At 41.3% G+C, this 22,811-nt stretch carries 23 protein-coding genes and 1 pseudogene; 8 read left to right on the top strand and 16 right to left on the bottom strand.

Translation table 11 applies throughout. The annotated features are described in order from the left end of the window. Nucleotides 1-40: 40 nt before the first annotated feature. Complete coding sequence (locus JWG44_RS11785; protein WP_205275146.1) at nucleotides 41-469, bottom strand: SRPBCC family protein; 429 nt, start codon at nucleotides 467-469, stop codon at nucleotides 41-43. A 269-nt stretch (nucleotides 470-738) separates the two neighbouring features. Between JWG44_RS11785 and JWG44_RS11780 the strand changes: the two genes are divergently transcribed. Continuing rightward, entirely contained in the window at nucleotides 739-1,452 is a 714-nt protein-coding gene (locus JWG44_RS11780; RefSeq protein ID WP_205275145.1) for an SOS response-associated peptidase, read from the top strand. Between the two features lie 449 nt (nucleotides 1,453-1,901). On the opposite strand, the gene JWG44_RS11775 is transcribed toward JWG44_RS11780, so the two are convergent. The 7 genes and pseudogenes from JWG44_RS11775 to JWG44_RS11745 form a co-directional block, all read right to left on the bottom strand. Continuing rightward, nucleotides 1,902-2,492, bottom strand: coding sequence for a sigma-70 family RNA polymerase sigma factor (locus tag JWG44_RS11775; RefSeq protein ID WP_205275144.1), 591 nt, complete (start codon nucleotides 2,490-2,492; stop codon nucleotides 1,902-1,904). Beyond that, nucleotides 2,473-3,669, bottom strand: coding sequence for an MFS transporter (locus tag JWG44_RS11770; protein WP_332460789.1), 1,197 nt, complete (start codon nucleotides 3,667-3,669; stop codon nucleotides 2,473-2,475). Before JWG44_RS11770 ends, JWG44_RS11775 begins: the two co-directional genes overlap by 20 nt. A gap of 7 nt (nucleotides 3,670-3,676) precedes the next feature. Beyond that, the gene (locus JWG44_RS11765; protein WP_205275142.1) at nucleotides 3,677-4,963 is read right to left on the bottom strand and encodes an NAD(P)-binding domain-containing protein; all 1,287 of its coding nucleotides are present in this window, start codon (nucleotides 4,961-4,963) and stop codon (nucleotides 3,677-3,679) included. 148 nt (nucleotides 4,964-5,111) lie between these two features. Continuing rightward, nucleotides 5,112-5,327 (bottom strand): annotated as a pseudogene (locus JWG44_RS11760) (helix-turn-helix domain-containing protein); the annotation flags it as partial. A 275-nt stretch (nucleotides 5,328-5,602) separates the two neighbouring features. Next, nucleotides 5,603-5,977 carry a hypothetical protein gene (locus tag JWG44_RS11755; RefSeq protein ID WP_205275140.1) on the bottom strand — a complete coding sequence of 125 codons (375 nt, stop codon included), beginning with the start codon at nucleotides 5,975-5,977 and terminating at the stop codon, nucleotides 5,603-5,605. Between the two features lie 97 nt (nucleotides 5,978-6,074). Beyond that, nucleotides 6,075-6,935 (bottom strand): sterol desaturase family protein, encoded by an 861-nt coding sequence (locus tag JWG44_RS11750; protein ID WP_205275139.1) that lies wholly within the window; start codon nucleotides 6,933-6,935, stop codon nucleotides 6,075-6,077. Nucleotides 6,936-6,986: 51 nt separating this feature from the next. Continuing rightward, entirely contained in the window at nucleotides 6,987-7,283 is a 297-nt protein-coding gene (locus JWG44_RS11745; protein WP_205275138.1) for an ArsR/SmtB family transcription factor, read from the bottom strand. A gap of 365 nt (nucleotides 7,284-7,648) precedes the next feature. Here JWG44_RS11745 and JWG44_RS11740 point away from each other — a divergent pair, with 365 nt between their 5' ends. The 5 genes from JWG44_RS11740 (at nucleotide 7,649) to JWG44_RS22680 (ending at nucleotide 11,056) form a co-directional block, all read left to right on the top strand. Next, nucleotides 7,649-8,737 carry an AraC family transcriptional regulator gene (locus tag JWG44_RS11740; RefSeq protein ID WP_205275137.1) on the top strand — a complete coding sequence of 363 codons (1,089 nt, stop codon included), beginning with the start codon at nucleotides 7,649-7,651 and terminating at the stop codon, nucleotides 8,735-8,737. 71 nt (nucleotides 8,738-8,808) lie between these two features. Beyond that, entirely contained in the window at nucleotides 8,809-9,435 is a 627-nt protein-coding gene (locus JWG44_RS11735) for a hypothetical protein (RefSeq protein WP_205275136.1), read from the top strand. Beyond that, nucleotides 9,432-9,887, top strand: coding sequence for a hypothetical protein (locus JWG44_RS11730; RefSeq protein WP_205275135.1), 456 nt, complete (start codon nucleotides 9,432-9,434; stop codon nucleotides 9,885-9,887). Before JWG44_RS11735 ends, JWG44_RS11730 begins: the two co-directional genes overlap by 4 nt. 151 nt (nucleotides 9,888-10,038) lie before the next feature. Next, a complete protein-coding gene (locus JWG44_RS11725; RefSeq protein ID WP_205275134.1) occupies nucleotides 10,039-10,788 on the top strand; it encodes a 2OG-Fe(II) oxygenase in 750 nt (249 codons plus the stop codon). After that, nucleotides 10,772-11,056, top strand: a complete 285-nt coding sequence (locus tag JWG44_RS22680; protein ID WP_408611959.1) for an Ada metal-binding domain-containing protein — start codon at nucleotides 10,772-10,774, stop codon at nucleotides 11,054-11,056. The genes JWG44_RS11725 and JWG44_RS22680 overlap by 17 nt, the downstream gene beginning before the upstream one ends. A gap of 174 nt (nucleotides 11,057-11,230) precedes the next feature. Here JWG44_RS22680 and JWG44_RS11715 read toward each other — a convergent pair whose 3' ends face one another. The 5 genes from JWG44_RS11715 to JWG44_RS11695 all read right to left on the bottom strand — a co-directional run bounded on the left by JWG44_RS11715 (nucleotide 11,231) and on the right by JWG44_RS11695 (nucleotide 14,866). Beyond that, on the bottom strand, nucleotides 11,231-11,653 hold the full coding sequence (locus tag JWG44_RS11715; protein WP_205275132.1) for a nuclear transport factor 2 family protein: 423 nt from the start codon (nucleotides 11,651-11,653) through the stop codon (nucleotides 11,231-11,233). A gap of 107 nt (nucleotides 11,654-11,760) precedes the next feature. Next, complete coding sequence (locus JWG44_RS11710) at nucleotides 11,761-12,249, bottom strand: RidA family protein (protein WP_205275131.1); 489 nt, start codon at nucleotides 12,247-12,249, stop codon at nucleotides 11,761-11,763. Between the two features lie 25 nt (nucleotides 12,250-12,274). After that, the gene (locus tag JWG44_RS11705) at nucleotides 12,275-12,712 is read right to left on the bottom strand and encodes a MarR family winged helix-turn-helix transcriptional regulator (RefSeq protein WP_205275130.1); all 438 of its coding nucleotides are present in this window, start codon (nucleotides 12,710-12,712) and stop codon (nucleotides 12,275-12,277) included. Between the two features lie 139 nt (nucleotides 12,713-12,851). After that, complete coding sequence (locus tag JWG44_RS11700) at nucleotides 12,852-13,775, bottom strand: NAD(+)/NADH kinase (RefSeq protein ID WP_205275129.1); 924 nt, start codon at nucleotides 13,773-13,775, stop codon at nucleotides 12,852-12,854. Then, on the bottom strand, nucleotides 13,772-14,866 hold the full coding sequence (locus JWG44_RS11695) for an SPFH domain-containing protein (RefSeq protein WP_232371611.1): 1,095 nt from the start codon (nucleotides 14,864-14,866) through the stop codon (nucleotides 13,772-13,774). The genes JWG44_RS11700 and JWG44_RS11695 overlap by 4 nt, the downstream gene beginning before the upstream one ends. A 182-nt stretch (nucleotides 14,867-15,048) precedes the next feature. Here JWG44_RS11695 and lfb1 point away from each other — a divergent pair, with 182 nt between their 5' ends. Together lfb1 and JWG44_RS11685 are read left to right on the top strand one after the other, a co-directional pair. Further along, nucleotides 15,049-15,411, top strand: coding sequence for an LIC10280 family protein (gene lfb1 / locus JWG44_RS11690; RefSeq protein WP_205275128.1), 363 nt, complete (start codon nucleotides 15,049-15,051; stop codon nucleotides 15,409-15,411). Nucleotides 15,412-15,755: 344 nt separating this feature from the next. Further along, entirely contained in the window at nucleotides 15,756-16,211 is a 456-nt protein-coding gene (locus JWG44_RS11685) for a PaaI family thioesterase (RefSeq protein WP_205275127.1), read from the top strand. A 55-nt stretch (nucleotides 16,212-16,266) separates the two neighbouring features. Here JWG44_RS11685 and JWG44_RS11680 read toward each other — a convergent pair whose 3' ends face one another. The 3 genes from JWG44_RS11680 to JWG44_RS11670 all read right to left on the bottom strand — a co-directional run bounded on the left by JWG44_RS11680 (nucleotide 16,267) and on the right by JWG44_RS11670 (nucleotide 22,763). Beyond that, nucleotides 16,267-18,027: an acyl-CoA dehydrogenase family protein gene (locus JWG44_RS11680; protein WP_205275126.1), complete on the bottom strand. Its 1,761-nt coding sequence runs from the start codon at nucleotides 18,025-18,027 to the stop codon at nucleotides 16,267-16,269. A gap of 72 nt (nucleotides 18,028-18,099) precedes the next feature. Next, nucleotides 18,100-19,551, bottom strand: coding sequence for a TolC family protein (locus JWG44_RS11675; RefSeq protein WP_205275125.1), 1,452 nt, complete (start codon nucleotides 19,549-19,551; stop codon nucleotides 18,100-18,102). After that, the gene (locus tag JWG44_RS11670; RefSeq protein ID WP_205275124.1) at nucleotides 19,548-22,763 is read right to left on the bottom strand and encodes an efflux RND transporter permease subunit; all 3,216 of its coding nucleotides are present in this window, start codon (nucleotides 22,761-22,763) and stop codon (nucleotides 19,548-19,550) included. Before JWG44_RS11670 ends, JWG44_RS11675 begins: the two co-directional genes overlap by 4 nt. Between the last annotated feature and the right edge of the window lie 48 nt (nucleotides 22,764-22,811).

The raw sequence follows: 22,811 nt of genomic DNA, 5'->3' as shown, positions 1-22,811 counted from the left end.
GACTGCTTCGCACGCTCCACATCTCTGCCGCATGAAAAAATCACTTTTCCAGATGATCTTTTAGGATCTTCAGAGAATGATCCCAGCCAGAATTTGAATGTTCATAAGAAGTTTGCGTAGGAAAATTTTCCTGTGTCAAAGAAAGAGATGTCGAAGTTCCGTCCACGCTCAATTCCATCGTGATAACGGAGTAGTTTTCGGGAATATCGGGAATTCCTGAAAACGTGCTCCAATAGTTATACTGAAAAACTTTTTCTTTTTCAAACTTCAGAATCGTTCCATGATCTCTGTAGGATTGATTTTCCCAAATTCCCGTAAAAACGATCGGACTTCCGACCTTCCAATCGGAAATGGTCTGAGTTCCGTAGAGATAGAGTTTGATCACTTCGGGATCGATCATCGCGCTCCAGACCTTGGAGATAGGGGCTTGGATGGAAATATTTTTTTTGAGCGTTAATTTTGGATGCATCTTTTCCTCTGAACAAATGGAAACGTGTTTTAAAAAAATTCTAACAAGGAGAATTTCGATTCAAACCTCGAAGTTTTTTACAAAACTTTTCCACACATGAGAATTCTATATAACATAAAACCGATGGAAAGGATTGTAAAAACGCGACTCGCCAAAAATTATCGAGAACCTCGCTAACGGAAAAACAAAACTCGTTTTCAGAACGTTCTTTCCTATCTTGACGGATCCAATCCTTCCTCGATTCTTGGAAAGAATCCGATTGAGTTTTTATGTGTAACAAATTTGCGCAATCCTCCCGATGGTCAAAGGCAAACGTATTTCGTTTTGCAAAATCGATAAACGAAGCGCCGAATCGTTACAATGTTTCTTTTACCGAAGGGGCAATGATCATTTTAAAACCAGGAATCGATTATACGGTAGAAGACGCAATGTTCTGGCTGGTTCCTTCTTGGTCTCCGAGTCTAAAGGCGGCATTTGAATTTACGACGTTCAACGCAAAATCCGAGACCATCTTCGAACTCAAATCTTTTAAAGAACCGATCCTTCACAGTCGTTGTATCATACCCTGCGACGCGATTTACGAATCAAAGGGTCCATCCGGAAACAAACAACCCTACGCGATCCGAATGAAAGACGACGAACCTTTCGGAATGGCCGGAATCTATTCTCGCTGGACCGATCCACAAACCCAAGAGTCTCTTCAAACGTTTTCGATCATCACAACTCCGGCAAACGACCTCTTCGCATACTATCACGATAAAAAAAGAATGCCGGTCCTTCTTCCTCCTGAAAGCTACGAGGTTTGGCTTGACGAAAAAATAAATTCGAAAGAATCCATATCCCAATTCTTTCAAACCTTTCCCTCCGAAAAGATGAGGGCTTACCCGGTTCCAAAACAAATTCTTTCCCGCAACAATCGCCTTCAAGGAGAACGTTGTCTCGAAGACATTTCCTCCTTGGAAAAGTCGGAAAGTCTTTTTTGAAAAAAGGCATTCGACACAAAATAAGAATCGGCTAATGAACAGATACTTTCGCAAGAATAAAACGCAGGAAGGGCAATCTCTTGACTACGAGAATTAATTTTTGCCACCCTTTGGATTTTTCGGGTTTCGCAAAGTTTCCATCCTGATCGCCGCCTAGACTATCTAAGTAACCTCTTCCGTGCCCACACTGTGGATCACAAGGAGGAATGTAAAAATTACCGTTCATAAAATAAAATCGCTTTAAACAACATTCTTCGTTTAAATCCATCATTACCAACCTTAGAATATAGCGACCAGAGAAACCGTGAAATTTCACTTGGACTCGATAAACCTAAAGACGTTCGAGATTAGAAATGATGCATTTTTCAGTTACAACCTATCTCAAAACAATATTTTATTCTATCAAAATGATCGAAGCGCAAGAAAGGAGCTGGTCATAGAACGAATTCTTATTCGTATCGAAATCGATCGATTTCACAACGGTAAAGGTTTTCACCCGATTGGTTTTTCTTTTGTGTAATCGTTAATATGTTTCCAATTCGATCGGATTCAACTTTACAACAATCTACGAGCATCTTTTTTAATTTCATACGACCTCTTTGAATTTTGGATCTGAGAGAAGAATAAGGAATTCCATATCGCAAAGAGATTTCCCGTTGTTTCACTTTTTCGATTTCGGATTCCTTCAATATTTTCCTATCTTCGTCCGGCAAAAGATCGATAAAATTATCCAGACAAATACTCAAAGCCTTCATGGTTCCTTCGAAGGGTTCCTCTTCGATTTTTTGGGAAAAATTCTCCGATATCGAAGAACTAAAATCGCATTTTCCCTTTTTTCGGTAATAGTCGATTATCGAGTTTTTGGTAATTACAAAAACCCAATCTTTCAGTCTTATCTTTTCCGAAATATGTAATTCACTTTTTTGTAATATCTTTAAAAATACTTCCTGAAGAATATCCTCGGCATCTTCGTAAGAATTAACCTTGCTGCGAATATAATTAAAAAGTTTTCCATTAAATTCATTGTATAAACTTGACATTGTCTCCATAAACGATCCTTCTGTTTTTTATTTTTTGTAAGATTAAAATAAGAATAATACTTAGACTTAAAATTATCGGAACCCAAAACGTAACAATTTCAGAGTAGAGAAAAAGACTTCCGAAAAGTGTACCGAGAGCCGTGCCTATGTCGGACCAAAAGGAATTCCTAGAGGCCGCGAAAGAACGATCCTCTTCCTCCATAGCAGCCCTTCCCGGTCCGATCGCGGCATGAACTCCGTTAAAAATAAAAACGACGATTAATCCTATCAAAAGCGAATACAAGGGTAAAATCAAAACTCCAATACACGTAAAGAATAATGAAAATTGAAAAACTCTTTCGAATCCGAATCTTTCGGTAAACCTCCCGGCTATAGGAGAAAATAAAATCGAAAATATCCGTTTTACTCCCAGCCAGATCGAAACGGATATTCCATAGATTGGAAGAAACAAAACGGTTTCCGAAGAATTCGATAGAAGATATGCGAGCGAAACAACGAGCACTCCGTCCACCGTAAATGCTGAAATAAATGAAAGTAAATTTACGGTTTTTAATTTTCCGAATCTAAATCTAACTTTTATAGAAGTTTCTTTAAGTCTGATTTGATCTTGAATTTTCCAGGAAAAAAAGATCGATGGAAGCGAGATGATAGCCATTAGAAAAAAAGTTGACTGAGCTCCTAAGATTTCTAAGCACAAGGAACCGAAGAGTAAGGAAAAAATCGGGCCGGATTCATGAATACCTTTACCTAAACCGAGAGAAACGCCGGGGCGAGAACTCAACAGTGAATGCGATAAGTAGGAAAGCCGAAGTATTGAGAAAGAAAAACCCCAAAAAATCCTCGAGACGAGTAATAATATCGGATGAATATTTAACCCGTAAGACGCGGTGGTAATAACCGCAACCGCAGCCGCAAATAATGATACATTACGAAAACCGAATTTACTAACAAAGGTATCGATTAAAGGGAACAAAAAGATTCTTACAAATCGGTTAGCTGACAACAGGATTCCCACCCAAAAAAAAGGAAAACCTAACTGTTCGGCGTTTACTGGAAGATAAGAATAAAGAAGTGCATCGCCCAGACATGAAAATCCTAATGCCAAAGACGCAAAAAGAGGAAGCCTATCATTCGGCCTTCCTCTTAATTCTAAAGAATGATTGTAAGATTCAATCATTCAAAATCTAAGAAACATTGCAGCACGCTGCTGCTGCGGAACTTCTATCGGTGCTACATACTCCGGTTTCCGGCAAATCCAACTCAACTCTATTAGCGGCTTCTCTATCACCAACCAAAGCCGCGACAATCGAACGAACTTGTTCATAACCCGTTGCCAAAAGAAACGTAGGGGCCCTGCCATAACTTTTAGAACCGGCGATATAAAAATTTTTCTCCGGATGCGCTAATTCATTCGCGCCATGAGGACGAACCGTACCGCAGCTGTGAATATTCGGATCGATCAAAATCCCAATCTTCTCGGCGCTTTCAACGGCAATATCAAGATCCAAACGAATTTCTCGTAAAAAAGAAAAGTCAGGTCGAGAACCGGTTGCTGCAATAATTTCGTCGATTTCAGACAAAACGATCTCTTGACCATTTTGAAATCCTATGAGAAAAAGTTTTCCTTTTTCAGGAAAAACGCCGTGTATTAGAAAAGGAGAATGTGATAAAACTTCACCATGATTCAACATGGTTTCGATTCTAATTCCAAGTAAACCTCTCGCCGGTAATCCGTCTTTTTCTTTTCCGCCAAGTGAGCTTTCGATCTCCGCCTTTCGGGAAACCCAGTGAATCTTCGTTTCAGGATATTCTTTTTTCAAATCTCCTAAATCTAAGATCACATTCATCGCGGAATGGCCGCCTCCAACTACGACGACGTTTTTATTTTTATACTTTTCTTTCAAAGAACCCTTCACATCCGGAATTCCGTAAAAGATTTTCTTATGATTTTCCTTTTCTCCAATCGCGTAATTTCCGCCGGAACCAAGCGGATTCGGAGAATTCCAAGTCCCCGTTGTATCGATGACGGCCCTCACTTCATGATGTTCGCGCGATTTATCTTCATTCTCGACCTCGATCACAAATGGAACTGAATCGCGATCTTTCGTCTTCACCTTATCAAAATTTTTACGTCCTACCGATACAACTTTGCGATTCAGATAAAGGTTGGAATCGATCTCCTGTAGTAACGAAAGAGGTTTTAGATATTTATTATATAGATCCGATCCGGTCGGCAACTCATCCTCATTCGGAGCAATCCAGCCGGCAGATTCGAGCAAACTTTTTGCAACCTTGTCCACATTGTATTTCCAAGGCGAAAAGAGACGAACGTGTTCCCAGGTGCGAATGTTATTTCCAACATCTTCCCCCATTTCCAATAGGATGAATTTTTGCTTTCGTGCAGCTAAATGTGCTGCGGCGGCAAGCCCTACGGGGCCTGCTCCAAGCACTGCTACGGGTAAATTTTCCATTTCAATCTCCTTTTCTTTTTAAAGACGAAGATGAAATAAAAATGATGCTTTTTTTTAACGTAGATTCTTAGGATCTCGTTCCCTTAGCTAAAAGCGATGCCGAATTAAGAGGGAAAATTACCGGGCTATTCAATAAAAATCCTAATTCTTATCCCTTGAAATTGGAAAGCCGATTCTTTCGATAAAGCGCCGGAGAGAAACCGGTAGCTTTTAAAAATTGAGAATTAAACGCCGACTTCGAATTAAAACCAACTTCAAAGCCGATATCCAAAACTCCCTTTTGACGTTCCTCTCTCAAAAGTTTACAGGCTTCCTGAACGCGATAATGATTTACAAGTTCGTAAAAACTCATCCGATGAACCTCGTTGGGATAACGAAAAGTCTGGTGTAAACCTAAACCGACCCAACCGCTTTACGATCAAGTAAAGAATGGCCCGAACACGATGGATGGAATGATCTGGAAACAAAAGGCCTCTTCGGATAAGGGATCCTATTCCAAAAGAAAACTACGGCAGGTTACTCCAAACTTTTTGTTGGTCGACGCAAACGAATGATAAAATCGTTTCTATCATTCGTTTGATAAAAAAAAAACGGCAAAAGCCGTATAGGTTTTTGTTTTCCGTTTTTTTATTTTAAAATTTAGAATAAGGAGACAAGGAGCATAACGGTTCCGATCAGAACCGCAAGTCCTCCCAACATAAAGTAAAAAACGCCCAGAATCCGAGCAAAAAATTCCGGAATTTCGGATTCTAAGATTCCGGGAATCAAGGACTGTTTTGCTTTTCCGGTAATTATAACGTAAAGACCTAACTTAGTCATAAGAAAAGTCCCGGCCGTTAAAAAGAAAGGGGAAACCACCCAGATAAAAAGATTCGGATTTCGATCCGCGATCTCCTTCAAAAAAGGTACGAATAAAAAGGCCAATAAAAAACCGAGGCTTACAAACGCGGGAGCAACGGATAAATTCCCGATTTTTACAATGACGTCTAACTTTCTTTTTAAAAATGAAATCATGGTCTTTGAACGATTCTTACAACAAACGGCTTAGAAACCCTTGCGTGTTTTTCCCATTCGAGAGAGGCGCCTCTTCTCTCGAATATAAAAGAATTTATTAACACTTACAAATCGGAAACAAAAATTGTTTGATCAAGGATCCGGAAGGATAAGCTTCCGGCTTGAATAAACCCACGGATTGAGGATTCATTTTCTTACTAGGAAGAAAGTAGGATCCGAAAATATGATCCCAAATCGCAAAAGCTCCCGCGCTGTAATTATTATTTCCTTCGGATGGAATTTCGGAATGATGCCAGCGATGTAGTTCGTTCATATTAAAAATCTTATTTAAAAATCCTAAACGGAAATCGATATTCATATGATTAAAAATCGATACGAAGTTATTCAACAAACCGACTATCAAAACCGCATCCGTGTGCATACCGAGAATTACGGAAGGCAACAATAAACCCGCGGTATTCCAAATCGTGTTGAAAGGATGAGAACGAAATGCGTTCATCCAATATAATTTCTTGGGAGAATGATGAATCGAGTGCGCTCTCCACAAAAAACCGTCTCCGACGTGTGCAAATCGGTGAAGCCAATAAGGAATCAATCCCGATAAAGTCATACCCAGAATAACTTGAAAGATTAAGGACGTATCCTGTAAATCGGGAGAAGAAATCTCAAAGTATTTCATAAATTGAATCGTAGCAAGTGCGACCAAACTTCCCGTCAGAGGCGCTAAGATCGGTTGAATCAAAAAGAAAACAAAATCCGATTTTCGATCGTAATCTTTTTTGTTCCATTCTTTCTCAAACGGAAGAAATCGTTCCAAAAGAATCCCCAAAAAAACCAAAAAGGAAACGAATCCGTATCCGATCCAAACATTGCCTGGATATCGAAATAAAATCCAGACCAAAGAAAAAAATAAAATCGGAAATCCAAGCCGTTTAACTGAATTTTTTAAAAACGACATAAATCTACACTCCTAAATATCTAAATTTAACGATTTGATAAATAAAAAAAATCAACAACATCCGCGAAGATATCCCGACAATTTGGATAAATGTTCCAAAATTTTCTCCCGGTTCGGTTTATAATAGACTTCCTTTCCCAATTTTCTTCTAATCAGAATTCCGCCTTTTTTCAGCTGATTCAGATGAGTGGAAATTGTGGATTGTCCTAAACCGGAAATTTCAACGAGTTCTCCGACGGTTTTCTCTTTTCCATCCGTAAAAGATAAGAGAAGGGTTTGCCGGGTTTCACTCGCTAAAGCCGATAAAAATTCTTGAACTTCCGCATCCAATCCTTGATTTTTTTTCATATTTACATATCTAAAATTAACGATATATCCAATTCCGTCAATTCTAAAATTCCAAAAATTTTCAAAAAGGGCAGTTTCGACTGAAGCCGGCTTTTTTCTTAAACCTTGCGAGTTAGAAAAAAAGATCTGAATCCTCGGCAACAAGAACCGGTTAAAAAATCGAAATTTCAGGACATAAAAAAAATGGCAAAACGGCGGCCAAAAAGGAAATTCGATTTTTTAAAACTGAAAACAAAGTTCTAAAATCTTGTCGATTCTATCTTCCTTTTGTATCGATTCTTTTAGAAACTCTAAAACTCTCCCGCCATCGTTTATTTTTGAAATAATATATTTCTTTTTTAAGAAGCTCTTCCACAAATGAATTTGTGGAACTGATACTTTTGGAATTTGCGAAGTTTGTAAGCATTCTTTCCATTTGGATTGGATCGATCCAACTTCTTAAGTTTAGAATTCGGGAATCCATCTACACTTCTTTGCTCTATCTTTGTTTTGGATTCTCTCAACTCTACCTCATTCTTCTCATTCAGGGAGTTTTCAAAAATGAAATCGGAGTTTTTACTGCAGTCCACGTTCCTCTCCTGTTCTTTCTCGGACCTTTGCTCTATCTTTATATTCAAGGTATTTTAGACCCTCGTCCACTACCGCGTTTTTCGCCGAAAGTTTTTTGGAACTTCATTCCGGGATTTTTTTATTTTTTGATTCTCCTTGTATATCAAACTGAATTCTTTCCGAAGGAAAATTTTTACGGTATCGTCTCCCTTCAAAATCGGGGAAATTTTAGGATTGTCCTGTCTCTGAGCAATATTTCGATTATCATCTATATCCTATTTTCTTTTTTTCAAATCCTAATTCGATTCAAGATCGGATCCCTATTGGAAAAAAGAAAAATTTTCGCTCTTTCTATATTAGGAATCTCGCTTATTTCGGTAATTCTATCATTACTATCGATCTTGGAAATTTATCGGACATTACAATATTCTTCTCTCATCGCATCCTTCGTCGTTTTTATCGTACATTCGACCGGACAACTCTATCCGAAACTGACCGAGTATCTTAGATCGGAGGCTCAGAATCCGGAGCACAGAAGAACTTATCTTCACGGAAAAGATCCTAAAGAGATAGCAAAAATTCTGGATAGAATTATGGAAATCGATCGTGTCTATAGAAACGAAAATTTAAGAATCGCGGACGTCGCGAAAATTTCAGGACTTTCCACACATCAGCTATCCGAATATCTGAACGATACGCTGAAAAATTCTTTCAATCGATGGATAAATCTATTCCGTATCCGGGAAGCAAAACAAATTCTAATCCAAGATCCAAAACGTACCGTCCTTACGATCGCACTCGAAGTGGGATTCAACTCCCTTACAACCTTCCATAGAGTTTTTTTAGAGGAAGAAAAAGTAACTCCGAACCAATTTAGAAAATCGATTCTCAAGGAAAAAACTTAAAACCATTCCCATGTTAGAACACGATAGGAACAACCTCTAAAAATGAGATACATTTCTATCGAGGTATTCGTATGGAAGAATTTAAAATCAGCACTGCAATCGCAGACATCCCGGTAGGCCTCTCGGCGGCATACGGCTTTTGGACTCTAATTGGATCGGCAAAATGGAGATTGGTCAGTTTCGGTTTTTTTACGATTTCGCTCACCGCTTTTTTATACGGATTGATTGCCTTTTCCCCTTCTTATACGGAAGGAATTCATTCTGTGTTAAAACACGCCGCGCAGGAAATCGCATTCCCCCTTTTGTGCTTACCCTTTTTTTCGATTTCCACAGGCTTTCAATTTGATAATAAGATAAACTCAATACTATTACTGACGCTTATCACATTGTCGATTTTATCCCATGTTCTCGGTTTAAGCGGAATTTATAAACTCGCGATAGGAGTCGCGACCTCGGCAGTTTTGATCGTTTCTTCCGCGAATATTTTAAAACGAAGTCCTTTGGAAAAGGATCTAAAAAACTCGGCGATGTTCATTTTAGCAGGAGCGTTGCTCTTTATCGTAGACGGAATTTGGATCGGAAAAACCGGGAATCTTCTTGGAATGCCAAGATTCGATCTTTTTCTTTATATTTCGGCAATCGGAATCTTTTTCATCGCGTTTGCGACTAAACTTGTAACAAAGGAACGTCAATCATGAATCTTTTTTACCAGACTCTTCTTCTTTTTATGAGCATTACAATTCTATCATTTCTGACTTCGCCTGTAAAAAATCGAAATCACTCTCCGCTGAAATGGATTCTTTTGATTCTTATCCTTCTTTCCATTTCGATCGGAACCGTCTACGCCTATTCGATCGCGATACCTAAAGCCGTAAACGGGAACGAATTTTTTTCAATGGATATGTTCAGTATTTTTGCCGCGATAATATTCATTTTTTCTCAAGTTCGTTCCTTCTTTCTTTTAGCGGATGGGAAAATGAATTTTTTCGTCTGGCTCGTTCCTTTCTGTTTTTACCTTCTTATCATCGGATTGTATCAGTGGATTTTTTTCGGAACGTTATATCCTTTGTTTCTGGATTCCCTGAGAGGGCTCATTCTTTTCTTTCTGGGATATAAGGTGAAACAGGAATCCTCTTTTCAAACAAATTGAACGGTATTCGGAAAAAAGCGAAAATTTCCATCGAGGCTTTCGATGAAGCCTCTTCGTTCGCTCGGTAGAATTTTTCAACGTTAGACCGAGTTTTCACGCTAAAAGCAAGAATCGGGTTTTCGAAAACCGCTCAGTGAAATATAATTTTCGAATGAAAAATCGTTCACAGGTTTTCGTATCCGATTCCGGGATTTCAATCCATTCTAAGATCAAAAAAATAGATTGGTCTTATGTAACAAAAGAGCTGCATGAAAAAGGATTTGTAACCGTTCCGAAGTTCATTTCCGTTTCCGAATGCAAAAGTTGTATTCAACTCTATGATCAATCTAGATTGTATCGTAAAACGGTTACGATGGAAAGATTTAGATTCGGATTGGGAGAATATAAGTATTTTGATGATCCGTTGCCCGATTGGATACAAATCCTAAGAGAAAATATTTATCCGTATTTATCCCCGATTGCAAACTCCTGGATGAACTTATTGAGTATCGGAAAGAAATTTCCGGACCAATGTTCAGAACTCAGAAAAATCTGTCACGATAACGAACAAACAAAACCTACCTGTTTGATTTTAAAATACGGAACCGGCGGATTCAATACCTTACATCAGGATCTTTATGGAGAAGTTTATTTTCCGATACAAGCTGCCATCTTTTTAAATCAACCGGATCAAGACTACTGCGGCGGCGAGTTTGTGATAACTCAATCGATTCCGAGAGCTCAATCCAAAGCGATCGTGTTAAAACCGGAGCAAGGAGATATGATTTTTTTCGCGACGAATTTCAGACCTGCTAAAGGGAAGAAAGGATATTATCGCGCTCATATGAAACACGGTGTAAGCGAAATTCATCGCGGAGAACGACACACGTTAGGCATCATTTTCCATGATGCTAAAAGTTGAACTAATGATTCGCCATACCGAAATAGATGAAATCCGTTTGAGAAAAGAAATCCGAAATTTGAATATACGTTTCGGAGGAAATCTTCGTCTGAGGATTTACGGGAAACTGAATTGTAGCTCCGGTAAAAGAATGAAAAAAGTGAATCGTGTGTTCTTCTCTTCAAAGACAAGTGCGGAAAAAAACGGATTCAGGCCTTGTGGAAATTGTCTGAAAGAGGATTATAGAATTTGGAAAAATCAATCCTTTCCTAATGGGAAAGAGAGATAACGTCCCTCAAAGGGCTTTCTACAATCTGTTATCTTCCGTTTCATAAAGCGATCTTAAAATTCGGAAACGGAAAGAATGAAAAGTAACGCTCCGCGGTGGGACCGATTAAGCGATCGGGAATTGTCGGGGTCGTTGCAATAAGAATCGACCCCGATTCAAAATTACTTCTTTCGATTATTTTTTTAACACTTGCGCGTTCGCTAAATCCTGCAGAAGTCTCCAGCCGGATTCCGTTTTGACCCACTGCTGATTGACAACGAAACTCATTTCACTGGATTTCATTACCAACGTCGCATAAGCAAGATTTCCTTCGTTTTTCAAGGAAGTTATGCTCAACGTCCTCGGCTTCCCTCCGATTTTTCCTTCTTTCAAAGCACCCAGATAACCTTCCCGATTCATTTCCCAAGGCTGATTTGAATTGCCTACGAACGCATAGAGGCGAAAATCCTTATGCAGAACGTTCTCCAATTTATCCGTGTTTCTTTCATCACCCGCCTTTACGAATTCATGGATTTGCTTTTTTAAAGAAGCCTCCTCGTTATTGGCGAAAATTGCCGTCGTCATAAAAATGGTCGTTAAAAACTGAATTAGTTTCATACCTACTCCTATAAAATTTTCCTCTTAATACGTTGCTATGGCAACTATTTAACGCTTTCCATCTTAGGAATCGTATAGTTTCCATGGCAACTATTTTTAATAAAAAATCAACGGATCGAAGCCGTCGCTTGAATTTCAATTAAAAGACCTTCTCTCGAAAGCGCTTCGACCCCGATCACTGTAGAAGCAGGCTTATGTCCCGAATTAAAAAATTGCGCAGAGATCTTTGAATACTCCTTTAGTTTGTTCGTATCGATTCCTACGATAAAAACTTCAAGACGCAGAACATCGTCCAGAGTCGCATTTTCCGATTTCAATAGGAGTTTTAGATTTTCGAAAATCTGGATTGTCTGTGTTTCGAAACGATTCGGATCCGGAAGTCCTCTCTTTTTGTTCCAGCCTACGATGCCTGATAGATAAATTGTTTTAGGTGAATCCGTGATGATTCCCTGAGAAAATCCGTATTCCGCCGTATTGTAGACCTCGGCCGAACGAATCGCTCGGTGTTGTTTATGAGAAACAAAACCGCAATCGAGAATCAACGTCCAGAACGGTATCATCCACAAGGTAATCGCATGATTGATTATCTTTTTCATTTTTATTAGAATCGCAAGTGCACTCCTATAAATTCTCCAAAAGGTTCTTCTCTAAGATTCCGATGATTCTTTCGAATTCTTTGAAGTCTTTCGAACTTAAACCTGAATAGATTTTACTTCGTTCTTCCCCGACTATGTTTGTCATCTTTTCATGAGTCGCATTTCCTTTTTTGGTAAGATGAAGGCGCAAGATTCGATGGTCTTCCGGATCGTTTACTCTTTTTATCCAACCTTTTTGTTCCATCTTCTCAACCATACGAGAAATGTTCGGCTTATCTCCGAATAAATCATCCGTCAAATCACCTTGAGTCAATCCCTCGCTCTGCGCGATCTTATTCAACAAAAACCATTGTTCTTGACTGATATCGATATCGTTACGTTGACAGAATCTTTGGAAGTGCAATCGAAACAGGCGATTGGATCTTACGATTAAGAATCCGTACGCGTCCTTTACTGAAACCATTTTGCGAATATAACATTATTAGTTACCAAGGCAACTATATTTTGGTTCGATTTTTTTCTATTCTATAAAACTTTTATGCGGGATTTAATTCGAGAAGCTCTGAGTAAATTTCCGGAACATTGAGATTCCTTTTATCGAATCAATTCTTCAGAACTAATTTCGCGCTCTCTTTCGAAACTCCGATCGTCGCGACCGTTCCCGAATTAAATTTCAAATAATCCGATTCGATCCCGTCGCTGAAGATCACTCCTCCTGAAGGCATCAGAGATTCAACGGTCAGCGGAAACTTGTTAGTAAGAACTCCGGCGGTGATTCCGATTTGTGTTCGAACGCTCTGGAACGGTTCTCGGACCGCGAACAAAAGCTGATCTTCTTGGAGCGCCGGGCGTTTGAGTTTTAATTCCTTTTCAAAAAGGCCGGTAACTCCGTAAGCCATATTGAATATGGAACTGAGCCAGCCCGTACTTCCCGCCGGAGTGGAAACGATGATCCCGCTGGAAGACTGTTCTTCAGAATTCTGATCGTATGAAATTTTATAACGAGCGGAAGTATGAGAGGAAGGTCCGATAAAAAGATCGTTGAATGCGAGCAATCTTTGTCCGTCGTTCAGCTTTGCTTCCGCAAAACGAACCGTCTTGGAAGAATAACGACCGCCGATCACGTTCTCGACTCCGAAAATAAAATTGTGAGGATCAAAAGGAAGTAACACTCCGTCGTATCTTTCCGCGTCCGGATTGACCGCAACGATCGGGACCCCTTTCGAATACTTAGCCGTATTCGCGACGAGTCCGTCTTGCCCGATCGTAACTATAAGATTTTTTTCGGAAAAAAGAAAGGAAGGAAGAAAGATTCTTTCTACGATTTTATATTTTATGGTTTTCGAAAGTTTCTTTTGAATCGTATCCAGAGATTCGTGAAAGATTTCGTGTTCGATTTCATATTCCTCAAACTTTCCACCCAATCTTTCTATATAAAACTTTGCCTGTTGTTTCGTATTGAATCTTTCAACAAGGGCTTCAAGCCGAGTTTTGTTCTTTACAACGATCGCATACTCGACGCTCATTTTTTAAAATCTTTTTTCTCCTGAAGAAGATTCTCTAAAAGATCGGGGCTGATGTTGAGGTTTCCGATTTTTTCGGCGTTTTCGGCCAGTTGTCTAAAGGCAAGAGCGATGTTAAATCTCGGATCCGGATTGTTATTCAATGCGACTAACGTTCTCCAATCTATATCGCGGAAAGGTTTCAAGGTAGTTTCCGTGACAAACCCTTGAGCCTCGGCTTCCTTTCTTTGGTTGGCGGTTTTTGTATCGATGAATTTTTTTCTTTGTTCTTCGACTGCGATATCGGCTTGAACCTGCATCTCTCGGAGTTTTCTTTTGTTGTCCGCTTCCATGATCTTCGCTTCCATTTGCTTTTCGGAGATTTGTTTTTTCTTCTCTTCTACGGCAATCTCCGTATTCAATTCGCTTTCCTTGATTTTACGTTCTTGTTCCACCGCGAAATTTCTTCTTTCGTAGATCGCCTGATCCGCTTCTTGCTGTAGCTTTTCTCGGGTTTCGGTTTCAAGGGCGCGCTCCATTTCAGGATTGGGGCGAATCGCGAGAATATTCACGTTTAGAATTTCGATCCCCAGAGTGGAAATCGCGGAAGAAGATTGGAGTCCTTGAAGAATTTGGGTTTCGATCGTTTTTGCGGAACGAATCGAATCTTTCAAACCGATTCCATGAATGTAAGAAGAAGTGGATGTCTGGGCGTAATTGATGATTCTCTGATTGAGTTTTTCGATTTCATTCTTCTTATAAGTTCCCTTTGCATCGACCGTAAAATCCAAAAGTTCGGATAAGGCCTTCGGGTTGGAAATCTTATAAGTGATTTGTCCTTGAATCGAAACCGTCTGATAATCGTTTGTCGATTCGTTAAAAATAAACGGTAAATCGTTACTCCCCAGCGGAATAGCGGAAATCGAACTCGTGGGCGCAAAGTAAAAAAAGGAAAGTCCTCTTCCTTCTTTCGAAACTTTACCGTTCTTATAAAGAATGACATGCGTCATCGAATCGAATTGTATATAGTTCATTCCAAACATAATTTTCGGAGCTCCTTCCGGATAATGACCTTCGTTTCTTTCGAAAACCGGGCAGGCCTTGGCATCATTCATAGAGCGAAATACTTATCAAATCATTTTATAGAAAACAAACGGTGGAATTTAGGAATTTCATATCGAATTCTTTCCACCGATAGAAATTTCGAAGTAGCCTATTTTTTTCTGAATAATTTATTGACTTTTTTAAAATTCTAAACAGACTATTCTACTCTTTTATCTTTAAGGAGAAAACGAAAATGTTTCGAATCGTTTCAAGGCTTTTCATCGTTGCTTTTGTGTTCGGTTTTATCTCAACTGCGAGCGCGCAGATCGGTCAAATCAACCCTTCTTCTATCAGCGGCAAATACAAAGTGGCCGGAACCAACCCTGACGGTTCCTCGTACGGCGGATCGGTGACGATCACTCAATCCAACGGGGAATATCTTTTTACTTGGACCGTAGCCGGACAAACTTTTACGGGAACGGGGTCTTTGGACGGAAGTACTCTTACAGTCGATTGGGGACAAGCCGACCCCGTGATCTACGAAGTGAAGAATGGCGGACGTCTCCTGGAAGGGACTTGGGCCGCGGGAAGCGCCACGGAGACTTTAAGAAAATAATAATATACGAATATATCTAGTTATGGAGAAAATTTATCCAGTTTCGATTTTCTCCATAACGTCGTTTTTTCTTTTTTGGAACAAAACTCTTCCTTTAAACAGATCCTTTTCTAAACTTTAAATTTTTCGTAACTACTTGATTATCGCTATAAAAATCGTTTTTTCGTCTCGTTGACTTTTGATCGAAGATTCACTTTCCAAAACCCAAAATAACGAATCGGTCGAGATGAGAATTTAAGGACCATAGCTCCGAAAAGAACGGAGGCCGTAAAAATTTTATATAAAACTATTTCTCTCGGATAAATTATTTGATTTTCTATTTTTCTTTTTCATTCTGAGTTTCCATGGGAAAAGAAGTAAAACCGAAAGATCCTAATTATAAGGACCGTGTTCGAAATATATTCCAAAAAGCCAACTTCATCCGACTTCTGGAAATCCAGATCGATTCTATAGAATTAGGCGAGTTGCGCACTTTTGTGGACATCCAAGATAAACATCTACAACAAAACGGATATGTTCATGCAGGAGTAATCTCCACTCTTGCGGATCATTCCGCGGGAGGTGCGGCTGGCACGTTAGTCGGCGCCAAACAAGTCGTTTTAACTTTGGAATTTAAAGTGAATCTTTTGAGACCAGGAATCGGAAATCGCCTTCGTTGTGAATCGAAAGTTTTCTATCACGGAGCCACTGTGATCGTAGTCAATTCGGACGTTTATGCACTTCATAAAAATCGTGAAAAACATATCGCTAAAGCTACCGTCACTTTAGCCGTGGTGGGAAGTCAATACAGCGGAGATTGATTTTATTCTTTAAGGAACGCCTCCGCCGATTCGAATCCGACGGAAGCGTTTTGTGTTAGGCCGGTACGGCTTGTTTCGAAGCTCTTTCCAATTTGAACAGATTCGCGTTGGCAGTTGCGAGACTGTCCAAGTTATAAGCTTGGGAAATCGCTTTTCTCTTATCGAGTTCTTTTCCGCTCAACGCTTTTAAAGATCTTTCCAAAAGCATTCCGCAGATAAATCTCGCAGCGACTTCGACAACTTCAAACGCCAAAGAATCTTTTACGTTTCCGTCTTGAATCGATTTGTATGCTGCAACCGCATTCTCCAAATCGTTCCAGACTTTTTTGAGATCTTCCGATGCTGAGAATTTCGCCAGTTCGGATTCTCCATATTGTCTGAGATGTCCGGTCGGAGACATTCCAGATACAACTCCTCCGATCGCTGCGACAACTTGAAGTTGTGTGGTGCCTTCGTAGATCGTCGTGATTCTACTGTCTCTGTAGATTCTTGCTACGTCGTAGTCTTCGGTGTAACCGCTTCCACCATGAATCTGAAGCGCGTCGGATGCGATCGACACACATCCTTCCGATGCATAGTATTTGCTGAGCGGAGTAAAAAGATCCGCGAGTTTTTCCCAACGACGAATCGTCTCGTCCTGATTCGCGTCTCTTTCCGTTTTACCGTCGATTTTGATCATGTGTTCCTTCGGCCAGTGATAGAGATCGATCGCCTTCCCTGTTTCCGCGATGAGAACTCTCGTCGCCAACACTTCTCTTTCCATACGATCCAACATTTTTTTCACGGCCGGAATTTGTTCGATCGGCTTTCCGAATTGAATTCTTTCGGAGGCGTATTTTTTGGCTTCGAAATAGGCAGCGCTCGCAATTCCTAAAGACTGAGTCGCGATCGTAAGTCTCGCCGCGTTCATCATTCCCATAGAATATTTCACGAGACCGTATCCGGTTTTTCCGATCAATTCTCCGGGAGAATTTTCGAATACAACTTCGCAAGTCGGAGAACAATGAAGCCCCATCTTGTGTTCTACGCCTGCAACGTGCACATCGCTTCCTTTTACCAAAAAGAAAGAAAGTCCTCTCGCGCCGCTTTCCGGAGTTCCGGTTCTCGCTAACGTAAGAATCACGGAAGGTGCGTTGACGTATCCGCAGGCGTGTGTGATAAAACGTTTGGCTCCGGTGATTCTCCAAACTCCGTTTGTGTCTTGAACCGCTTTAGTCTGGACGTTCGGAAGATCGGATCCGTAGTTCGGTTCGGTCAATGCCATGGCCGCGCTGTATTTTCCAGCGGCGATTTCCGGAATCCATTTCTCGCACATTTCCGGTGTCGCATAACGTTCCATAATTTCCACGATGTTGATGTTTCCATAAGCGAGACAGAAAGCCGCATCGGCGCGGGCTGAAATCTCACACATAAAGGATTGAACCGTCGCCGGAAGTCCCATTCCACCGTATCTCCTGCTGAGGGATATCGGCATCAAACCCGCGTCTCTCAGAGTGTTATAACATTCTTCCTGCGCCTTCGGGAATGTCACTTTGCCGTTCTCGTATTTGAGACCGATCTGATCCATTTCCTTACTTCTGGGAGCCACAAATTCTCCCATGATTTCGCCTAAGGAGTCCAATACGGACTTATAATATTCCTTGGCTTCCTCGATGTTGGATGGAGCGTATGCTAATCGTTCGTTTCCGGTCTTTTTGTATTCTTCTGCGTCTTCGAACTTGTGCTCGAATGCGTGGACAATTTCATCCCAGTCGATCAACTCATCAAATACGAGTTTGAGATCTTCGTTGTCCTGAAAGTAATTACTGATGATCATGGGGATTCTTACCTCTCAAGTATGCTGAATAGTTAAAACCTTTGAGAGGAGATGTCAAGCGTACAAAAGAAACTAACCCCCGGTCTTATCCTCTTCCCTCGATTTTTTTAATTTCGGGAGTTCTCCGATCGCGACTCCGTACCAAATCGTATTCAGCGAATGTTGATAGTAGGCCTTTCTGTATGCGATTTCAGAATCCAAAAAAGAAGTTTCCGAAACGAGCAACTCGAGACGAGAAGTCGATTTGAAACTAAAGCCCCTCCTATGACTGCTCAGATTCGCTTCCGCGGAATTTCGAGCCTTAGAATATAAACCCAACAAACGTGCAGAATTCAAAGAACTTTCATAGGCTTTTCTAATTTCATCCGTGGCGATTCTTTTCGCCTGGGACAATTGCAGTTCAGCCTGTCTGACCGCCGACTCGGCTTGTTTGACCCCTGCGGTGATCGTTCCCGCCGACAAAAGCGGGACGTTGATCGAAAGCTGCATCGTTATGTCCTTATTCGGAGTCGTATTGTGTTCGGGGATCGTATAATAGTTGTTTAACGTTACGGAAGGAAGATGCCCGCCCCAGGCTTTTTTAAGATTCAGTTCCGCCATCTTCAGATTTTCTTTAGCCGCGACGACGTCGTATCGTCTTGCGATTCTTTCTTCCGGAAGAAGAGTTTGAGGAAGCGAAATCGTCTCCTTCGGGATCGCAAGCCGCATCCCTCCTTCTCCGGCGCCGATAAGACTTTCCAAAGCCATTTCGCTTTGTTTGAGTTGATATCGAAAGTCTTCCAGAGAAGCTTCCGATCTCGAAAAATCCGCTTCTGCCCCGCTCAAATCTCCTCTTGTGATTCTTCCCAAAGAAAAAAGTCTTTTTCTTTCCTGAATCGTCTTTCTGACAAGATCCGTTTTCTTTTCCTCCAGAAGAATGATTTCCTTTAACTGAAGAACATTATAATATGCTTGTGCAATTTCCAGATAAAGCCGTCCGGATTCGTAACGAGCTTCGTTCATTCTTACCTTTGTGAGCGCCCCCGCCGCCTTGTAGGTCGTATACTGACTTACGCCGTTTAAGATCGGAATCGAAAGTAGAAGTCTAGTTCCAGGTCCGACCGTCGGCGGCAGACTGCTGGAAGAAGTACCGCTGTAAGGGCTTGGTTCCGCGTAAAACGGATTGAATTGAGAATTCGGCCCCGGAACTCTGTAGAATTTATTGTAAACCAAGGACAAGGACGGGAAAAAAGACGCGAATGCCGCCATCTTTTGGGAATCGGCCTGTTGAATCGCTTCTTCTTTTAACGCGATTCGCTCCGTTCTTTCGACGGCAAACGCATACAAGTCATCAATGCTCAGTTCCTGTTCCGGCGTTATCCTTCGGATCGTTTCCGTTGTGATCCCGGTCACTTCTTCCAATCGAGGTTCCACAATTCCGTCGTTTGTTCGAATCGCGGAGTCGTCGGTACAATTTGCGATCAAAGACAGAATACAAATTGCAAAAGGAAGAAAATATTTTTTTCTAATTTCTTTTCGATTCATCTTTTTGTTTTTTTATTCTTCAGGGTCGGTTCCGGAAAAAGAAGGATATTCTTCTCGGATTCTTTTTCTTTCTCGCCCAAGTAGTAGGCGGCGGGAACGACGAGTAACGTTACGAGAGTGGAAAGAGTCATTCCTCCCAAAATCGTAATCGCCATCGGAATCCGGGTTTCCGCGCCCGGACCAAGCGCCAACGCCGGTGGAATTGCGGCGGCGATCGAGCTGAAAGAAGTCATGAGCACCGGTCGCAAACGGATCGGACAACCTTCTTGAATCGCTTCTTTGATACTTTTTCCCTCCGAACGAACTTGATTTACAAACTCGACGAGAAGAATAGAATTCTTCTTCACCAAACCCAGAAGAAGAATGAGTCCGATAAAACTGTACATATTAAAAGACTGGCCGAATACATAAAGAGCGACTAACGCACCGGTAAAACTAAAAGGCATCGCAAGAAGAATATAAAGCGGTTGTTTTAAGCTGTTAAACTGACTCGCAAGAATCATATACGAAAGTAGAATTCCGAATAAAAGCGCGAGTGTAAGACTGTTTCCGGATTCTTTTGCGGTTTTCGCGGAACCCGTCACGGAAACTGAATATCCGTCGGGAAGAATCTCCCTTGCGATCTCGAGAGCTTTTTCAGTGGACGCGTTTTGTCCAAGCGCAGGCGCTGGATTTCCAAAAACTCGAATCGCCCTTTCTCTGTTGATACGAGTGATCGTCTTTAACGCCTCTTTCTCTTGAATGCTCAAAACCTCTTTCAGTTTTACGAATTCTCCGTAAGTGTTTCTAACTCCGATATCGGAAATGGCTGAAACCGATTCACCTTTGTCTTTTTGAATTTTTACCCTTACGTCGTAACTTCTTCCGTTTTCGGTAAACCGGCTTACGTTTTTTCCGCCCATCAAAGTTCCTACGGTGTTTCCTACGTTAGCCATGCTTACCCCTCGAAGGGCCGCGGCTTCTCGATTGGTGACAAGCCTGAGTTCTTTTTGACCGGCTACGTAATCAGTATCCACGTCCAGGACGGTTTTACTTTCTTTCAAACGATCCAAAATCTGAACTGAATATCCGGACAACTTTTTCCAGTCCGGCCCGGTTAACACGAGTTCGACGGGATAACCTCTTCCGGCGGAGAATCCCCTCTGTGAAAGATCTTGAACCGAAAACGTCGCTTCGGGTACGAGTTCTTTCAAATCTTTGCGAAGAATTCCGAACAAAGCGGACTGAGCGATTTCCCTTCCCGTTTTTGAATTTTTGGGTCGATGCCCCATCTCTTTCATCGTCACAAAAAACATTCCGGTATTGGATTCAGTTCCGCCGAAACCGCCGATATTGGACATATACTTTTCGATCTCTTTGCGACCGATCAGATATTGTTCCACTTTTCTCATCGTATCGTCGGTTCTCTGCAAAGAAGAACCCAAAGGCAAACGAGCCCTGATGATAAAACGACCCATGTCTTGAGGAGGAATGAATTCTTTTTTCAAAAGAAAGAACAAACCGAGGGACGCTAAAAACAAAACCGTCGATCCGTAGACCACCGTCTTTGGATGTTTTAATACGAAGTCGATGGATCTCGCGTAAACCCTAACGCTGTAATCTAAGAATTTTTCGATCTGCGGATCCATCTTCTTAAAAAAAGAAATTCGATCGATCCATAGATTCCATTTTTCTTTTGAGTTTACGGAAAAAAGATTATAACTAAAAGGTTTCGATTCCCGATTCTTCTTATCTTCGGAATACAGGGAAGAACGCATCGGCGTAAAACTCAACGCTTCGAAAAGAGAAAGAAGAACGGCCACTGAAATCGTGACGCCGAATTCCAAAAAGTATCTTCCTATAATTCCCTTCATAAATGCGACCGGAAGAAAAATAGCAACGACGGCTAACGTCGCGGCCAGGGCGGCAAAACGGATTTCCGACGCCCCTTCCAATGACGCGACAAACCAGGATTTTCCCATTTCACGATGTCGCGTAATATTTTCCAAAACCATAATCGCGTCGTCGACGACGATCCCGGTGGCCAAGGAAAGACCGAGCATCGTAAACGTGTTGATAGTAAAACCGGCGAAGTATAAGAATAAAAAAGTTCCGATCACGGACGTTGGAATGGCGAGAAGAACGTTTCCTGTACTCTTCCAATTTCCTAAAAAAAGACGGCAGACAAATCCGGTAAGAATCGCCGAAAAAAGAAGCGTAAATTCCAGCTCGTTTACGCTGTCCCGAATATAACCGGTGTTATCGTTTGAAATCGTTAGATCATAACCTTTCGGAAGTTTCGGTTTTAATTCTTTGACCTTTGCCTTGACGAGGTCGCCGACTTGAACCGCGTTGGCGCCTTTGAGTTTTTTGATTCCGATACCGACTGCGGAAATTCCATTAAATCTCGAAATTCTTCTTACTTCGCCTAACCCGTCTTCTACGATCGCGATGTCTTTGAGACGAATCGATCGAAACAAAGGTGATCCGCTTCTCGAGTTCAACAGGATCGTGCCGAACTGATCCGCAGTCGGAACCTCTCCCACCGCCCGAAGACTGATTTCACTGGTTCTATTCTCCAGTTTACCGGATGGAACTTCTAAGTTTTGTTCTTTAAGAGTATTAACGATATCGTCGACTGCGATTTCATTGCGGGTAAGTTTAGCGGGATCCAGATATACGTTGATCGTACGATCGACATAACCTCCCAAAATGATTTCTCCTACCCCGGAGATTTTTTGAAATTTATCTTTCAAAAAATCCTTCACAAAGAGCATCTTCTCCTGTTCGGTTTTATCCACTGCGGTTAGAGAAACCCAGATGATCGGGATATCGTCGGGATTCGATTTTGTGATCACCGCCGGGTCCATATTTTCGGGGAGTTTATTCGAGACCTGAGCGAGTTTTGTCTGAATCTCCTGAACGGCGACGTCCACATTTCTACTGAGTTCGAGTTCGACCGTAATCGCAGCCGAGCCGTCGGACGATACGGAACGGACTTCCGTCACTCCTTCCACGGCCATCAAAACTTCTTCGATCGGATCCACAACGTCGGTTTCCATTACGGATGCATTTGCGCCGACAAGAGTAAGAGAAACGTTGACTACCGGAAAATCGACGTCGGGCATTTGGGACAAACCCATTCTTGAAAATCCGATCGATCCAAAAAGAATGATCGCGGCCATCATCATCCACGAGAAAATCGGGTTGCGTATCGATACTTCGGAAAGCAAGTAGAACCTCTTTTTTTAGTTCGTCTGAAGGAAAGGTCTCAAAACGAG

The organism is Leptospira ainazelensis (assembly GCF_016918785.1).
Classification (GTDB): Bacteria; Spirochaetota; Leptospiria; order Leptospirales; family Leptospiraceae; genus Leptospira; species Leptospira ainazelensis.
This window is presented reverse-complemented; position numbering and strand designations above follow the sequence as displayed.

What these genes read in the sequence shown, in the direction of transcription:
- JWG44_RS22680 (WP_408611959.1), top strand. Translation starts at nt 10,772, where the DNA reads ATGATGCTAAAAGTTGAACTAATGATTCGCCATACCGAAATAGATGAA.
- JWG44_RS11695 (WP_232371611.1), bottom strand. Translation starts at nt 14,866, where the DNA reads ATGAATGATGCCAAGGCCTGCCCGGTTTTCGAAAGAAACGAAGGTCAT.
- JWG44_RS11780 (WP_205275145.1), top strand. Translation starts at nt 739, where the DNA reads ATGTGTAACAAATTTGCGCAATCCTCCCGATGGTCAAAGGCAAACGTA.
- JWG44_RS11775 (WP_205275144.1), bottom strand. Translation starts at nt 2,492, where the DNA reads ATGTCAAGTTTATACAATGAATTTAATGGAAAACTTTTTAATTATATT.
- JWG44_RS11700 (WP_205275129.1), bottom strand. Translation starts at nt 13,775, where the DNA reads ATGAGCGTCGAGTATGCGATCGTTGTAAAGAACAAAACTCGGCTTGAA.
- JWG44_RS11710 (WP_205275131.1), bottom strand. Translation starts at nt 12,249, where the DNA reads ATGAAAAAGATAATCAATCATGCGATTACCTTGTGGATGATACCGTTC.
- JWG44_RS11715 (WP_205275132.1), bottom strand. Translation starts at nt 11,653, where the DNA reads ATGAAACTAATTCAGTTTTTAACGACCATTTTTATGACGACGGCAATT.
- JWG44_RS11765 (WP_205275142.1), bottom strand. Translation starts at nt 4,963, where the DNA reads ATGGAAAATTTACCCGTAGCAGTGCTTGGAGCAGGCCCCGTAGGGCTT.
- JWG44_RS11785 (WP_205275146.1), bottom strand. Translation starts at nt 469, where the DNA reads ATGCATCCAAAATTAACGCTCAAAAAAAATATTTCCATCCAAGCCCCT.
- JWG44_RS11755 (WP_205275140.1), bottom strand. Translation starts at nt 5,977, where the DNA reads ATGATTTCATTTTTAAAAAGAAAGTTAGACGTCATTGTAAAAATCGGG.
- JWG44_RS11680 (WP_205275126.1), bottom strand. Translation starts at nt 18,027, where the DNA reads ATGATCATCAGTAATTACTTTCAGGACAACGAAGATCTCAAACTCGTA.
- JWG44_RS11730 (WP_205275135.1), top strand. Translation starts at nt 9,432, where the DNA reads ATGAATCTTTTTTACCAGACTCTTCTTCTTTTTATGAGCATTACAATT.
- JWG44_RS11675 (WP_205275125.1), bottom strand. Translation starts at nt 19,551, where the DNA reads ATGAATCGAAAAGAAATTAGAAAAAAATATTTTCTTCCTTTTGCAATT.
- lfb1 (WP_205275128.1), top strand. Translation starts at nt 15,049, where the DNA reads ATGTTTCGAATCGTTTCAAGGCTTTTCATCGTTGCTTTTGTGTTCGGT.
- JWG44_RS11770 (WP_332460789.1), bottom strand. Translation starts at nt 3,669, where the DNA reads ATGATTGAATCTTACAATCATTCTTTAGAATTAAGAGGAAGGCCGAAT.
- JWG44_RS11705 (WP_205275130.1), bottom strand. Translation starts at nt 12,712, where the DNA reads ATGGTTTCAGTAAAGGACGCGTACGGATTCTTAATCGTAAGATCCAAT.
- JWG44_RS11750 (WP_205275139.1), bottom strand. Translation starts at nt 6,935, where the DNA reads ATGTCGTTTTTAAAAAATTCAGTTAAACGGCTTGGATTTCCGATTTTA.
- JWG44_RS11685 (WP_205275127.1), top strand. Translation starts at nt 15,756, where the DNA reads ATGGGAAAAGAAGTAAAACCGAAAGATCCTAATTATAAGGACCGTGTT.
- JWG44_RS11725 (WP_205275134.1), top strand. Translation starts at nt 10,039, where the DNA reads ATGAAAAATCGTTCACAGGTTTTCGTATCCGATTCCGGGATTTCAATC.
- JWG44_RS11735 (WP_205275136.1), top strand. Translation starts at nt 8,809, where the DNA reads ATGGAAGAATTTAAAATCAGCACTGCAATCGCAGACATCCCGGTAGGC.
- JWG44_RS11745 (WP_205275138.1), bottom strand. Translation starts at nt 7,283, where the DNA reads ATGAAAAAAAATCAAGGATTGGATGCGGAAGTTCAAGAATTTTTATCG.